Source organism: Hyphobacterium vulgare, assembly GCF_042643335.1.
GTDB classification, from domain to species: Bacteria; Pseudomonadota; Alphaproteobacteria; order Caulobacterales; family Maricaulaceae; genus Hyphobacterium; species Hyphobacterium vulgare.
Map to the genome: position 1 here is coordinate 262,025 of NZ_JBHRSV010000001.1, position 13,589 is coordinate 275,613.

Genomic DNA, 13,589 nt, shown 5'->3' on the forward strand with positions numbered 1-13,589 from the left:
CCCATGACCTCGATCGTCAAACCGCGCATCGACAAGCATCTGCGGCGAAACAAGCTGGGCCTGACGGTCCGCGACTATGAAGGCGTGATGTCGACGCTCTGCGCCGGTTGCGGCCATGACAGTGTGACCGCCGCCTTCGTGCAGGCCTTCCACGAGATGAATCTGGAGCCGCACCGCGCGGCCAAAGTGTCCGGCATCGGCTGTTCGTCCAAGACCACCGCCTATTTCCTCGGCCAGTCCTCGGGCATCAACTCGGTCCACGGCCGCATGCCGTCGGTCGCGACCGGCGCCGCCGCGGTCAATCCGGAACTCTACTATATCGGCGTGTCGGGCGACGGAGACTCGCTCTCCATCGGCATCGGCCAGTTCGCCCACGCCATCCGCCGCAATCTCAACATGCTCTACTGCATCGAGAACAACGGCGTGTACGGCCTGACCAAGGGCCAGTTTTCTGCCTCCGCCGACATCGGCACCAGGGCGAAATACGGCGAAGTCAACGAACAGCCGCCAATCGACCCGGTCCTCCTGGCCCTGTCGCTCGGCGCGACCTTCGTGGCGCGCGGCTTTTCCGGCGACAAGAAACAGCTCGTGCCGCTGATGAAGGCGGCTCTGGCGCACAAGGGCTTTGCCCTGATTGATATCGTCAGCCCCTGCGTGACCTTCAACGACCACGCGGGTTCGACCAAGAGCTACGCCCACACCTACGAATACTATCACCCGGTCATCCACGCCGACTTCGTGCCGGAAGAAGCCGAGATCACCGCGGAATATCAGGACGGCGGCGCCATCACCGTGCCGATGCACCACGGCGGCAATGTTACGCTTCGCAAGCTCGACCGCGACTATGATCCGCGCGACCGCGACCAGGCCTTCCAGCTCCTGCGCACGCGCGAGGGCTCGGAAGTGCTGACCGGCCTGCTCTATATCGACGAGACCCGGCCCGACATGGGCGACATGAACCGCCTTCCCGACGCGCCGCTGAACCAGATGGACTATGCGAAACTCTGCCCCGGCTCGGCGAAACTCGCCGAGATCATGAAGGGGTATAGCTAGGCGTCCCGATTATCGTAGTTCGAAGTTGCCTGGGACGCCCTCAGTGAGAATTTCGTCGATTACCGAAGCGTGCCAAACGCGCCCGAGCTGTGCCTCATTAGGTCGGACTGGTAGCTGTCTCCCTGAATAAATACCTACAAATCGCGAAGGCATGCCACCAGTCATAATAAAACGGCGATCGCGAGAGAAATAGCCACCAAAACTTCTAAGATAACTGGCGAACCAGACATTCCGGGCCGGGTTGCTGAATCTACCAAGAAGAATGGACGCCCACCGAGCCGAAATTCTGGCTCACTTGCAATACTTTCACGCTTCCATACTGGCATTGCTCCCCAATGCGTTGCTCCTTCTGGATAACCCAAAATAAATACATCCATCGATACCCGAAGCATCATATTGGATTGATCATCCTCTACCGGTAATGAGTAAAATTCTACTTCATCAGAATTCGCACCTATCATTCTTAAAACTGCTACGTCGCAGTCCTGTCCCAGCTCGCCATGCTGAAACCAAACCGCTCTTTCGTTTTCATATAAATTAATTGATGCGTCAATAAATCTCCCAATCTCACCCTTCTTGCAAATGGGAAACTTTATAGTGTCTGGTATTGCCGAAGACGTATGATGTGGTTGACCATCATTACAGTTCCGTCCGGAGAACACATGCCAGTTAGAAACTAGAAATACTTCTCCATTAGATTTATAAAAAAATCCCGTTGCCTTGCCAATTTCGTGACCGTTGCAAAATAATGTCAACGGAACGCTGGTCAAAGTATATTGGTCGAGGTTTATTATTGTTTGGGTCATTTCACAAACTCGGCAGATCCAGCCCCTGCTCCCGCGCGCAATCCTTCGCGATATCGTAGCCAGCATCGGCATGGCGCATCACGCCCGTGCCCGGGTCGTTCCACAACACGCGCTCGACGCGCCTCGCCGCTTCCGGCGAACCGTCGCAACAGATCACCTGCCCGGAATGGATAGACCACCCCATGCCGACTCCGCCGCCATGATGCAGCGACACCCAGGTCGCGCCCGACGCCGTGTTCAGGAGCGCATTGAGCAGCGGCCAGTCCGCCACCGCGTCCGACCCGTCCATCATTGCCTCAGTCTCGCGGTTGGGCGAGGCCACCGAACCGCTGTCGAGGTGATCGCGGCCGATCACGACCGGCGCCGAGAGTTCACCTGATGCGACCATCGCATTGAACGCAAGGCCGAGCTTGTGCCGCAGACCCAGACCGACCCAGCAGATCCGCGCCGGCAGGCCCTGAAACGCGATACGCTCGCGCGCCATGTCGAGCCAGCGGTGCAGTTGGGGATCATCGGGGATGATCTCCTTCACCTTGGCATCGGTCTTGTAGATATCCTCCGGATCGCCTGACAGCGCCGCCCACCGGAACGGGCCGATCCCCTTGCAGAAGAGCGGGCGGATATAGGCCGGCACGAAACCCGGGAAATCGAACGCATTCGTTACGCCAACTTCCTTCGCCATCTGGCGGATATTGTTGCCGTAATCGAAAGTCGGAATACCCATTTCATGGAAGGCCAGCATGGCCTTCACCTGCTCCGCCATCGAGGCCTTCGCCGCCTTCGCAACCCGGTCCGGGTCGCTCTCCTTGGCGCCATCCCACTCCTCCAGCGACCAGCCAGCGGGCAGATAGCCATTCACCGGGTCATGCGCCGAAGTCTGGTCGGTGACCATGTCCGGCCTGACGCCCCGCTTCACCAGTTCCGGGAAAACCTCCGCCGCATTGCCGAGCAGGCCGACGCTGATCGCCCGGCCTTCGCGGGTGGCGTCCCCGATGAGTTCCAGCGCCTCGTCGATCGTGTTGGCGCGGTGGTCGAGATAGCGGGTCTTGAGGCGCATCTCGATCCGTGACGGACGGCATTCCACGGCCAGCACGCACGCCCCGGCCATAACGCCGGCGAGCGGCTGCGCTCCGCCCATGCCGCCGAGACCGCCGGTCAGGATCCACTTGCCCTTGAGATCGCCGCCATAGTGCTGGCGCCCGGCCTCGACGAAGGTCTCGTATGTGCCCTGAACGATGCCCTGGCTGCCGATATAGATCCACGACCCGGCCGTCATCTGGCCGTACATCATGAGCCCCTTCTTATCGAGCTCGCGGAAATGCTCCCAGTTGGCAAAGGCGGGCACGAGGTTGGAATTCGCGATCAGGACGCGCGGCGCGTCGGCGTGGGTGCGGAACACCCCGACCGGCTTGCCCGACTGCACCAGCAGCGTCTCGTCATCGTTCAGGCGCTTCAGCGTCGACACGATACGGTCGAAACTCTCCCAGTCGCGCGCCGCGCGGCCGATCCCGCCATAAACGACGAGCTCTTCCGGCTTCTCGGCCACTTCCGGGTCGAGATTGTTCATCAGCATGCGCAGCGGCGCTTCGGTCAGCCAGGACTTCGCGTCCAGCTCCGGACCCCGTTTCGCGCGGATGACGCGTGCATTGTCGAGCCGCGTGCCGGTCATTTCGATACCTCCCAATGGAGTTTCTCGGCGGCATCGACCGCCGCCTCGAGAATGGATTTCAGGACCGGCTGCAGCATGGCGGCCTTGGCCTCGTCATAGGATTTTGCGGCTTCGTCCATATAGGCGCGCTGCGCCAGCTCCATCTGGAGCGCGTGGACATTGGTGTGCGGCCGGCCAAAGCTGCGCGTGATCCAGCCGCCCTTGAAGCGGCCGTTCGAGACCGCCTCATACTCGTCCTGTGCGAGAATCGTGCGCACCGCCGCGCGTTCGATCTCCGGCGCGCAGGTCGTTCCGGAATTGGTTCCGAGATTGAGCACCGGCAATTCGCCCTCGAACAGGCGCGGCACGACCGAGGCGATCGAATGCGCGTCGTAGAGCAAGGCATAGCCGTGCAGCGTCCGGACACGCGACAATTCCTCGGCAATCGCCCGGTGATAGGGGTCGAAATAGCGCGAGCGGCGATGTTCGATCTCGGCTTCATCCGGTTCCGCGCCGGCGCGATAGAGCGGGGTGCCATCAAAGCGTTCGACCGGAACAAGGCCGGTCGTTGCCTGCCCTGGATAGAGACTCGTACCGCTCGGATCACGATTAAGATCAATCACGTAGCGTGAATATTTCGCGCAAAGAATCGTGGCGTCGAGCTCCTCGGCAAAGCCATAGAGCCGATCGACGAACCAGTCCGTGTCCGGCAGACTTCTCGCCGTCTCACCGAGCCGAGCGGCGATGTCGTCCGGAATGTCGGTCCCGGAATGGGGGATCGAAATGACCAGCGGTTCCTGACCCCGGCGGAGGCTGAAAACCTCACTCATCGGGCGCTCTCCAGCCCAGGCAGATCGCCAGCCACAGCGACTACGGCACCGGAACGCACGAGCTCGGTCGCGGCTTGGAGGTCGGGCGCGAGATAGCGGTCATCCTCGAGGCGCGCCACCGCCGACCGGATCGTCCGCCGCGCGGCTTCGAGCGGCCGGGACGATGTCAGCCCGTCATGGAAATCAATGCCCTGCGCCGCGGCGAGGAGCTCGATCCCGATCACGCAGTGCAGATTGGCCGTCATGTCGAGCAGACGCCGGGCGCCGTGCGCCGCCATCGAGACATGGTCTTCCTGGTTCGCTGATGTCGGAATGGAATCGACGCTGGCCGGCATGGCGCGCTGCTTGTTCTCCGAAACCAGAGCGGCAGCGGTCACCTGCGGGATCATGAAACCCGAGTTAAGTCCTGGAGCCGGCGTCAGAAAAGCCGGGAGACCGGACAGTGCCGGGTCCATCAGCAGGGCCAGCCGCCGCTCGCTGATCGATCCGATCTCGCACACCGCCATCGCGATCATGTCGGCGGCGAAAGCGACCGGCTCGGCATGGAAATTTCCGCCCGATATCGCGTCCGGACCCTCCGCGAAGATCAGCGGATTGTCGGTGACGGCATTGGCCTCGACTTCGAGCGAGTGCGCCGCCTGGCGCAGCACGCCGAGGGCCGCGCCCATCACCTGCGGCTGGCAGCGCAGGCAATACGGGTCCTGGACCTTGTCGCACCTGGCATGGCTTTCCACGATGGCGCTGCCCTCCAGCAGGCCGCGATAGGCGGCCGCCGCATCAATCTGACCCTGGTGTCTCCGTACGGCATGAATGCGCGGATCGAACGGCGCGGTGGCCCCCTTGGCTGCCTCGACACTCAGTGCGCCGGCCACCAGGGCGGTGCGGAAGGCGGTCTCCGCCTCGAACACACCGGCCAGGGCACACGCGGTGGAGAATTGCGTGCCGTTGAGCAGCGCGAGGCCTTCCTTCGGCCCGAGCACCAGAGGTTCAAGTCCCGCGCGCTTCAGGGCCTCGACCGCCGATACCCGCTCATCGCCGATCTCGGCCTCGCCAACGCCCATCAGGACCGCGGCGAGGTGTGAAAGCGGCGCGAGATCGCCCGATGCGCCGACCGAACCCTGCGACGGGATGACCGGATCAACGCCTGCCGTCAGCAGCGTTTCGAGCGCCTCGATCGTCGTCCACCGGATGCCGGAATTGCCCTGCCCGAGCGAAGCGATCTTGAGTGCCATCATCAGACGCACGACCCGGCGCGGCAGCGGCGCGCCGACACCGCAGGCGTGCGACAGGACGAGGCGTTTCTGAAGCTCCTCCAGCTCACCCGGCGCGATGCGCGTCTGGGCGAGCTTCCCGAAGCCGGTATTGATTCCATAGACGGCCCGGCCGGACGCCAGCAGGTCGCGCACCGCCTGCGCGCCCCTGTCGACAGCCGGCCGCGCGTCGCCGCTGACCGTGATATCCGCGCCATTCCACACGTCGCGCCAGTCGGCCAGCGTCATTGCACCGGGACGGATCGTCACCGTCGTCATGCCCATTCTCCTGCGAGGATCCGGCCGTGAAGCGGCCGCGCCCCGATCCACTGCACCAGCTCGGCAGGTCGCTCAATGTCCCAGACCGCCAGATCGCAGCGTTTTCCCGGCTCGATCGTGCCGATTTCATCGTGAAGGCCAAGCGCCCGCGCCGCTTCGCGCGTCATGCCAGCAATGGCTTCCTCCACCGTCAGACCAAACAGATGGCAGGCCATGTTCGCCGCGGTCAGGATCGACAGAAGCGGGCTGGTCCCGGGATTGGCATCGGTCGCCACCGCCATCGGCACGCCTGCCTCGCGCAGCGCGGCGACCGGCGGCTTCGTGGTTTCGCCCAGCACGTAGAAGGCGCCCGGCAGCAGCACGGCGACCGTCCCGGCCCTGGCCATCGCCGCAATCCCGGCCGCGTCCGTGTATTCGAGGTGATCGGCGCTGAGCGCGCCGAATTCGGCCGCCAAAGCAGCCCCGCCGGTGTCGGAAAACTGGTCGGCGTGCAGCTTGATCTTCAGTCCGGCTTTCTTTGCCGCCTCAAACACGCGCCGCGTCTGCTCCGGCGTAAAGGCAATCCCTTCGCAATAGGCATCGACGGCATCGGCCAGACCGCGGCGACCGGCTTTCTCGATCAGCGGTATGCAGATTTCGTCGACATAGGCGTCGGCGCGGCCCTTGTAGTCGGGCGGCACAGCATGGGCGGCGAGCAGTGTCACCTCGACACGCATCCCGGAGATCAGGCCGAGGCTTCGTGCGGCCTTCATCATGTTCACTTCGGACTCGAGGTTCAGGCCATAACCCGTTTTGATTTCAATCGTTCCGACGCCTTCCATGGCGAAGACATCGAGCCGCTTCATCGCGCCTGCGGCCAGGTCGGCCGGGCTCGACGCCCGCACGGCCTCGACCGTTTTCGGTATGCCGCCACCGGCCTTGGCAATCTCCTGATAGGGCACGCCGGCCAGCTTCTGCTCGTACTCTTCCGACCGGTCTCCGGCGAAGATCAGGTGCGTGTGGCAGTCGATCAGGGCCGGCGTCACCCACCGGCCTTCAAGGTCGATCCGCTCACCGGTTGCGTCCGACGGCAGGTCCGCCATCGCGCCGACTGCTGCGACCTTACCATCCAGGACCGCGACATAGCCTGGCTCGATCACGCCATAGGGCGTTCCGCCCGCCACCATCGTGGCGAGCCGTCCGTTGACGAACAGCCGGTCGTAACGCACGCACTCTCCCTTCCTGTACGAATCCCGGCTACCTCTCTGTCAGAGGATGGAATGGATGCGCAAGCTTCACGCTGAAACCGCTCTCCTGCCGACAGGCTGGAAACGCGACGTCGAAATCGCAATCGGCGATGAAGGCCGCATTGCCTCAGTGGCCGACGGCGCACCGCGCTCGCGGGATCCAGAAGCCGTGGCGATCCTCCTGCCCGCGCTCTCAAACGTACACAGCCACGCCTTCCAGCGCGCCCTCGCCGGCCTCACCGAACGGCGTGGCCCCGGCCGCGACGATTTCTGGAGCTGGCGCGAGGTGATGTTCGTCTTTCTCCAGCGCCTCGGGCCGGAAGAGCTCGAAGCCGTTGCGGCGATGCTCTATGTCGAGCTGCTGGAGTCCGGCTTCGCGTCCGTGGCGGAGTTTCACTACGTCCACAACGCGCCGGACGGCTCGCGCTACGCCAATCCGGCGGAAACCGGCGCGGGCATCGCGGCAGCGGCGCAGTCGACAGGCATCGGCCTGACCCATTTGCCGGTCTACTACGCGCAGGGCGACTTCGGCGGCGTCCCGCCCGGCGAGGGGCAGCGCCGTTTCCTCAACGATCCCGGAAGCTTTGCCCGGATTGTCGAATCGATGCCGCAATATCTGACGCGCGCCGACGACCGGCTCGGCATCGCCCCGCACTCGCTGCGCGCGGTGACGCCGGAGCATCTCGATGCCATCCTGTCGAACGACCCAGGCGGGCCGATTCACATCCACATCGCCGAGCAGACCAGGGAAGTCGACGCCTGCCTCACCTGGTCCGGCCAGCGCCCGGTCGAATGGCTGCTCGACCATGCCGGGCCCGACGCCCGCTGGTGCCACATCCACGCCACCCACATGACCGAGGACGAAGCGATCCGACTCGCCCGGACCGGTGGTGTCGCGGGCCTCTGCCCTTCGACGGAAGCCGATCTCGGCGACGGCATCTTCCAGTTCCGCGCCTTTACCGAAGCGGGTGGCGCGCTCGGCATCGGAACAGACAGCCATATCGGTACCGACGCGGCGCAGGAAATCCGGCTGATGGAATGGGCGCAGCGCCTGACGCAGCGCGCCAGAAACATCGCCGCCCCTCCGAACGGTTCGACCGGCCGGACCCTGTTCGACGCCACGCTCGCAGGCGGAGCACAGGCGCTCGGGCGCGACAGCGGGGCGATCGCGACCGGCAAGTGGGCCGACCTCGTCGCGCTCGATGCGGACCACCCCACCCTCACCGGCAAGACCGGCGACGACATTCTCGACAGCTGGATCTTTGCCGGGGACCGGTCGTGCGTGGATCGGCTCTGGTCGGCGGGCCGACTGACCGTGAAGGACGGCGCGCATGTCGACCGGGATGCGGTCGCCGCGCGCTATCGTTCGGTGATGGCCAGACTGCTGGCGTGACGCGACCGCAGCGTTTCGACCACGTCCGAAAACGCCACGCCGCGCGCCTCAAGCGCCACCATCAGGTGAAACACCAGGTCAGCGGCCTCTTCGGTCAGTGCGTGATCGTCCTGCGCGGCGGCGGCCAGAGCCACTTCGACACCCTCCTCGCCGACCTTCTGCGCCGCCTTCAGCGGTCCGGCGGCGAGCAGTCGTGCGACATAGCTTTCCTTCGGATCCGCTTCGCGGCGCGCATGAATGATGGACGCCAAGGCCTCAAGAAAGCCGACCCCGGGTGCCTCGCCATCGTCGAAACACCCTGTGGTCCCGAGATGACAGACCGGCCCGGCGGGTTCGGCTTCGACCAGCAGCGCATCGCGGTCGCAATCGGTCCGCAGCGAAACCAGGCGCAGCGTGTGGCCGCTTGTCTCGCCCTTCACCCACAACCGGTTCTTCGACCGGCTGAAGAAGGTCACCTGCCCGGTTTCGACAGTCTGGCGCAGGGCATCCTCGTTCATGTAGCCGAGCATCAGCACCTGCCGCGTCCGGGCGTGCTGGACGATGACAGGAACCAAGCCACCGGACTTGGCAAAGTCGATTGCGTTGATGTCAGTCATGGCCGCACCTCGATACCTTCCCGCGTCAGAAAGGTCTTCAGATCGGGAATGGCAATGATGCCTTTGTGAAAAACGCTGGCCGCAAGCGCACCGTCGACACGGGCCTCGCTGAACACGTCGGCGAAATGCTGCACTGCCCCGGCGCCGCCCGAGGCGATGAGCGGCACGGTGCAGATGTCGCGAACGACGGCGAGTTGCTCGATGTCATAGCCTTCGCGGACCCCGTCGCTGTCCATGCAGTTGAGCACGATCTCTCCGGCCCCGCGTTCGATTGCCTCGCACACCCAGTCGAGCGTTCGTCGCGTCAGGGCGGTGGTCTTGTCCGGATCACCGGTGAACTGGTGCACCCGCCAGTCGCCCTCGACCGGCCGGCTGTCGATGCCGACCACGGCGCATTGCGACCCGAATTCGTGCGCCAGCCGGTCGATCAGTGACGGATCGGCGAGCGCGGGCGAATTGACCGAAATCTTGTCTGCCCCGGCAAACAGCCGCGCCCGGGCGTCGTCGACGCTTCGGATGCCGCCCGCGACGCAGAACGGAATATCGATCAGCCGCGCAACGCGCGACACCCATTCCGGCTCGACCGCGCGGGCCTCCGGACTCGCGGCGATATCGTAGAAGACCAGCTCGTCCGCGCCCGCTGCGCTGTAGCGCGCGGCGAGTTCGGCAATATCGCCGACATCCTCGTGATTGCGGAAGCGGACGCCTTTGACGACCCGGCCGTCCCTCACGTCGAGACAGGGAATTATCCGCCGCGCAGGCATGCGATCGCCTCCCTGACCGTGAAGCGGTTCTCGTAGAGCGCCTTGCCGACAATGGCCCCATCGGGGCCGGACTTTGCCAACGCGGCGAGGTCGGCGAGCGACGACACACCGCCCGACGCCTGAAAGGCCAGATCCGGCCAACGCAGGGCGAGATCCGCGTATAGACTGGTCGCCGGACCGGCGAGCGCGCCATCGCGGCCCACATCCGTGATCAGGACATGACGCAGCCCGCTATGCCGGTAAGTGGCAAGCAGCTCCCCGAGCGTCGTGCCGGACGCTTCGGTCCAGCCCTTCACGACCGGAATGGCGACGCCGCCTTCGATCCGGACATCGAGCGCGGCAACAAGACGGTCGCCGCCATAGGCGTCCAGCCAGGACGCAAACAGGTCGGGATGTGTGACCGCGACACTCCCGACGATCACCCGGCTGGCACCTGCCCCGAGCAGGGCCTCGACATCATCCGCGCAGCGCACGCCGCCGCCGGTCTGCACATTGAGACCGGTCTGGCATAACCGGCCGACGGCCTCTCCCTGACGGCGTGCGCCATCGCGTGCGCCCGACAGGTCGACGACATGCAGCCAGTCCGCGCCTTCGTCGCGCCAGGCTTCAGCGACCGCCAAAGGGTCACTGCCATAGGCCGTGACAGCATCGAAGGCGCCGTGACGCAGACGCACCACCTGCCCGTCCAGAAGATCAATTGCCGGATAAAGCTGCATCACTCAACTCTATGAAATTGCGTAATATTGTTGATCCAATCGCCGCTGACCGCTCCGGGTGGAACTGGCAGCCGAACACATTCCCCTGCTGAACGATCGCGCTGAAGCGGAGACCGTGCCCGGCCGACGCAAGAGTGGCCGCGCCGAGACCGGCAGCAAAACCGTGCACGAAATAGGCATAGGCTCCGTCGGCCATCGCCCGGGTCAACGGGCTGCTGCGTTCAATCCGCAGCCGGCTCCACCCCATGTGGGGCCACACGCCGCCATCGGGCCGGGGAAGCCGCCGGACCGTTCCCGGGATCAGGCCGAGCGTCTCGACATCGCCTTCCTCGGAGCGCTCGAACAGCAATTGCATCCCCAGACAGATACCAAGCAGCGGGCGGCTTTCGGTGCGCAGGGCGTCGTCCCAGCCCGACGCGGACAGCCGGTCCATCGCCGGCCCGGCCGCCCCGACGCCGGGCAGGATCAGACGGTCCGCCTTGAAGGCCTCGTCGGGCGTCCTCGCCAGCGCATGCGCGGCCCCGAGACGGTCGAGCGCGGCCTGCACGGAAAACAGGTTCGAACACCCGGTATCAATCAGAGCGACGGACATGGGCTTACAGCGCGCCCTTGGTCGACGGGATGGCATCGCCCTCGACCCGGATCGCCTGACGCAAGGCGCGCCCGAAGGCCTTGAAACACGCTTCGATCATGTGGTGGGCATTCTCGCCGTCGACGCGGACATGAATGGAGGCCTTCATCGCTTCGGCGAGGGACCGGAAGGCGTGCGGCGTCATCTCCACCGGGAAGCCGGCCACCCGTTCGCCCGGGATCGTGCCTTCAAATTTGCAGAAGGGCCGGCCCGACAGGTCGATCCACACGCCCGCGCGAGTCTCGTCCATCGGCAGTTCGAATCCGAACCGCGCAATGCCGCGCTTGTCGCCGAGGGCCTGGCGAAGGGCTTCCCCAAGCGCCAGGCAGACATCCTCGATCGTGTGGTGGGCATCAACGCCGACATCGCCTTCGGCCGTGACGCCGAGCGCGAACCCGCCGTGGCGGCCGATCTGATCAAGCATGTGGTCGAAGAATTCGATCCCGGTTTCGGCTCGAACGGGTCCGTCGCGATCAAGATCGAGCGACACGGCGATATCGGTTTCCTTCGTCGTGCGCCGGATCAGGGCCGAGCGGGATGATGCGCTTGTCAGGCGCTCCGCGAGAGCCTCCGCATCCGCAGGGGAGGGACAGAAGAGCGTGAAGCCGCCCTCCTCCGCTTCGGCCGCAACAATACCCGCGGCGGCCAGCTTGCGCCGCAGCGCCAGCGGTTCGCGAGCGGTCAGTGAAATCCGCCGGTCTTCGGCCGCTGCGGATGCAATTTCCGGCCACGAACGAAGTCGATCGGCAGCGCGCTGCAGCAGATCGGCGTGGCGGGCGGACTCAGCCTCGCGCGCCGCCATGCCGACCGGCAAAATCGCATCGAGCGCGGCGCGAAGCGCAACTTCGCTGAGCGCCAGTTCCAGCCGTCTTGCCTGTTCCACCGAAGTGTCGGTGACGAGCGCGGACACCGGATTGTCGGCCCGGCCTACCGGAATCGCCTGGTCGCGATCAAATCCCGCGAGCGCAAGCGCCTCAGGCGTCGGCGACAACACGATGCGATCTGCCGGAACACCGAGCACGGCGGCCACGCGCGATCGCAGCCGCTCTTGCAGGTCGATGACGGACCGGCGCGGATCGTCGAGGCGAAGGTCTGGGGTCATGACCCTGCCCTTTCGCGGCGAAGCCGCATCGCGGCCGCATGACCTTCAAGGCCCTCAAGCGCCGCCAGCCGTTCGACCGTCGGCGCGATGTTCCGCGCGCCTTCCGCCGTCGCTTCCATCAGCGTTATCGTTTTCTGGAAAGCCTCGACCGTGACACCGCCGCAGGCCCGGGCCGCCCGCCCGGTCGGCAGCGTGTGATTGGGACCGGCGGCGTAATCGCCCGCCGATTCCGGCGTCCACGGTCCCACGAAGATCGAACCGGCATTGCGGACGCGTTCGGCGAGCCCTTTTGCCGTGGCAGTCAGAAAAATCAGGTGCTCTGGCGCGGCAGTGTCGATGACCGCCAAGACCTCGTCATCGCTGTCCGTCTGCACGCAGATCGCATTCGCCATCGCTTGCGCGGCGATGGCCCGGCGGGGCAGTCCCGCAAGCTGGGTTGCGACGGCGTTCCGGATCGCGGCAAGATCGGCATCGCGAGACACCAGCACGACGCGCGCCATCGGGTCGTGCTCCGCCTGCGCCAGAAGGTCCGCCGCGACGAAATCCGCATCGGCCGATTCATCCGCAACGACCATGACCTCACTCGGACCTGCGGGCAGGTCGATGGCCGGTCCGCCCGGCAGACGGGAGACATAGGCCTTGGCCGCCGCAACCCAGGCATTGCCCGGTCCGAAAATCTTGTCGGCGCGCGGCAATTCTCCAATTCCGAAAGCCAGGCCGGCGACCGCCTGCGCTCCGCCGACGGCGTAGATCTCGTCGAGTCCGAGCAGGCCGGCAGCAGCCAGGACGGACGCATTCACCGATCCGTCTGGCGTCGGTGGAACCACCACGGCGATCCGTCCGACCCCTGCGATCTGCGCCGGCACGGCCAGCATGATCAGTGTCGAAACCAAGGGGGCGCTGCCAGCGGGAACATAAAGCCCGACCGTGCCGATCGGCACGGTCTTCCGGCGCGCCACAAGCCCGGGCCAGGTCTCGACCCGGATTTCGGGAAAGCCCTGTGCCTGGTGAAACTGCTGGACCGCACCAATGGCTGACTGGAGGGCGTCTGCATCGGCGCGGTCCAGCGCCGCTGCTGCCGTGCGAATGACTTCGCCCGGCACGCGGAACCGGTCATGCGTGTATCCGTCGAACTGGCGGGCATAGGATTTCAGCGCCGCCTCGCCGCCGCGCCGGACGCCTTCAACGATCTCGATCGCAGCCGCGTCGGCATCGACGAGCGACCGTGCCGGCGCGAACAGCGCTTCGGCTTGCGCCGAACCGAGACGGGACCATTTGATGGGGTCGAGCATGGT

General features: G+C 65.2%; 13 protein-coding genes. 2 read left to right on the forward strand and 11 right to left on the reverse strand.

All coding sequences use genetic code 11. The features are described 5' to 3' along the window. Nucleotides 1-3: 3 nt before the first annotated feature. Nucleotides 4-1,053 carry a 2-oxoacid:ferredoxin oxidoreductase subunit beta gene (locus ACFOOR_RS01370; RefSeq protein ID WP_343163542.1) on the forward strand — a complete coding sequence of 350 codons (1,050 nt, stop codon included), beginning with the start codon at nucleotides 4-6 and terminating at the stop codon, nucleotides 1,051-1,053. 161 nt (nucleotides 1,054-1,214) lie between these two features. Here ACFOOR_RS01370 and ACFOOR_RS01375 read toward each other — a convergent pair whose 3' ends face one another. Genes ACFOOR_RS01375 through hutI form a run of 5 tightly spaced genes read right to left on the reverse strand, consistent with a single transcriptional unit; the run spans nucleotide 1,215 to nucleotide 7,074 of the window. Then, complete coding sequence (locus tag ACFOOR_RS01375; RefSeq protein WP_343163541.1) at nucleotides 1,215-1,859, reverse strand: S1 family peptidase; 645 nt, start codon at nucleotides 1,857-1,859, stop codon at nucleotides 1,215-1,217. Nucleotide 1,860: 1 nt separating this feature from the next. After that, nucleotides 1,861-3,528 carry a urocanate hydratase gene (gene hutU, locus ACFOOR_RS01380; RefSeq protein ID WP_343163540.1) on the reverse strand — a complete coding sequence of 556 codons (1,668 nt, stop codon included), beginning with the start codon at nucleotides 3,526-3,528 and terminating at the stop codon, nucleotides 1,861-1,863. After that, on the reverse strand, nucleotides 3,525-4,337 hold the full coding sequence (gene hutG, locus ACFOOR_RS01385; protein WP_343163539.1) for an N-formylglutamate deformylase: 813 nt from the start codon (nucleotides 4,335-4,337) through the stop codon (nucleotides 3,525-3,527). Before hutG ends, hutU begins: the two co-directional genes overlap by 4 nt. Beyond that, complete coding sequence (gene hutH / locus ACFOOR_RS01390) at nucleotides 4,334-5,866, reverse strand: histidine ammonia-lyase (protein ID WP_343163538.1); 1,533 nt, start codon at nucleotides 5,864-5,866, stop codon at nucleotides 4,334-4,336. The genes hutG and hutH overlap by 4 nt, the downstream gene beginning before the upstream one ends. Next, complete coding sequence (gene hutI, locus ACFOOR_RS01395) at nucleotides 5,863-7,074, reverse strand: imidazolonepropionase (protein ID WP_343163537.1); 1,212 nt, start codon at nucleotides 7,072-7,074, stop codon at nucleotides 5,863-5,865. Before hutI ends, hutH begins: the two co-directional genes overlap by 4 nt. A gap of 55 nt (nucleotides 7,075-7,129) precedes the next feature. Between hutI and ACFOOR_RS01400 the strand changes: the two genes are divergently transcribed. Continuing rightward, on the forward strand, nucleotides 7,130-8,485 hold the full coding sequence (locus ACFOOR_RS01400; RefSeq protein WP_343163536.1) for a formimidoylglutamate deiminase: 1,356 nt from the start codon (nucleotides 7,130-7,132) through the stop codon (nucleotides 8,483-8,485). Here ACFOOR_RS01400 and hisIE read toward each other — a convergent pair. Genes hisIE through hisD form a run of 6 tightly spaced genes read right to left on the reverse strand, consistent with a single transcriptional unit; the run spans nucleotide 8,452 to nucleotide 13,586 of the window. Further along, nucleotides 8,452-9,081 carry a bifunctional phosphoribosyl-AMP cyclohydrolase/phosphoribosyl-ATP diphosphatase HisIE gene (gene hisIE, locus ACFOOR_RS01405; RefSeq protein ID WP_343163535.1) on the reverse strand — a complete coding sequence of 210 codons (630 nt, stop codon included), beginning with the start codon at nucleotides 9,079-9,081 and terminating at the stop codon, nucleotides 8,452-8,454. The genes ACFOOR_RS01400 and hisIE overlap by 34 nt on opposite strands. Continuing rightward, nucleotides 9,078-9,845: an imidazole glycerol phosphate synthase subunit HisF gene (hisF, locus tag ACFOOR_RS01410; protein WP_343163534.1), complete on the reverse strand. Its 768-nt coding sequence runs from the start codon at nucleotides 9,843-9,845 to the stop codon at nucleotides 9,078-9,080. The genes hisIE and hisF overlap by 4 nt, the downstream gene beginning before the upstream one ends. Beyond that, a complete protein-coding gene (locus ACFOOR_RS01415) occupies nucleotides 9,827-10,561 on the reverse strand; it encodes a 1-(5-phosphoribosyl)-5-[(5-phosphoribosylamino)methylideneamino]imidazole-4-carboxamide isomerase (protein ID WP_343163533.1) in 735 nt (244 codons plus the stop codon). Before ACFOOR_RS01415 ends, hisF begins: the two co-directional genes overlap by 19 nt. After that, on the reverse strand, nucleotides 10,539-11,153 hold the full coding sequence (gene hisH / locus ACFOOR_RS01420) for an imidazole glycerol phosphate synthase subunit HisH (RefSeq protein WP_343163532.1): 615 nt from the start codon (nucleotides 11,151-11,153) through the stop codon (nucleotides 10,539-10,541). The genes ACFOOR_RS01415 and hisH overlap by 23 nt, the downstream gene beginning before the upstream one ends. A 4-nt stretch (nucleotides 11,154-11,157) precedes the next feature. Then, nucleotides 11,158-12,294, reverse strand: a complete 1,137-nt coding sequence (gene hisB, locus ACFOOR_RS01425) for an imidazoleglycerol-phosphate dehydratase HisB (RefSeq protein WP_343163531.1) — start codon at nucleotides 12,292-12,294, stop codon at nucleotides 11,158-11,160. Then, on the reverse strand, nucleotides 12,291-13,586 hold the full coding sequence (gene hisD, locus ACFOOR_RS01430; protein WP_343163530.1) for a histidinol dehydrogenase: 1,296 nt from the start codon (nucleotides 13,584-13,586) through the stop codon (nucleotides 12,291-12,293). The genes hisB and hisD overlap by 4 nt, the downstream gene beginning before the upstream one ends. Between the last annotated feature and the right edge of the window lie 3 nt (nucleotides 13,587-13,589).

Coding starts and splice junctions, on each gene's coding strand:
- hutU (WP_343163540.1), bottom strand. CDS start 3,528: ATGACCGGCACGCGGCTCGACAATGCACGCGTCATCCGCGCGAAACGG.
- hutG (WP_343163539.1), bottom strand. CDS start 4,337: ATGAGTGAGGTTTTCAGCCTCCGCCGGGGTCAGGAACCGCTGGTCATT.
- ACFOOR_RS01375 (WP_343163541.1), bottom strand. CDS start 1,859: ATGACCCAAACAATAATAAACCTCGACCAATATACTTTGACCAGCGTT.
- hisD (WP_343163530.1), bottom strand. CDS start 13,586: ATGCTCGACCCCATCAAATGGTCCCGTCTCGGTTCGGCGCAAGCCGAA.
- ACFOOR_RS01400 (WP_343163536.1), top strand. CDS start 7,130: ATGCGCAAGCTTCACGCTGAAACCGCTCTCCTGCCGACAGGCTGGAAA.
- hutH (WP_343163538.1), bottom strand. CDS start 5,866: ATGACGACGGTGACGATCCGTCCCGGTGCAATGACGCTGGCCGACTGG.
- ACFOOR_RS01415 (WP_343163533.1), bottom strand. CDS start 10,561: ATGCAGCTTTATCCGGCAATTGATCTTCTGGACGGGCAGGTGGTGCGT.
- ACFOOR_RS01370 (WP_343163542.1), top strand. CDS start 4: ATGACCTCGATCGTCAAACCGCGCATCGACAAGCATCTGCGGCGAAAC.
- hisF (WP_343163534.1), bottom strand. CDS start 9,845: ATGCCTGCGCGGCGGATAATTCCCTGTCTCGACGTGAGGGACGGCCGG.
- hisIE (WP_343163535.1), bottom strand. CDS start 9,081: ATGACTGACATCAACGCAATCGACTTTGCCAAGTCCGGTGGCTTGGTT.
- hisB (WP_343163531.1), bottom strand. CDS start 12,294: ATGACCCCAGACCTTCGCCTCGACGATCCGCGCCGGTCCGTCATCGAC.
- hisH (WP_343163532.1), bottom strand. CDS start 11,153: ATGTCCGTCGCTCTGATTGATACCGGGTGTTCGAACCTGTTTTCCGTG.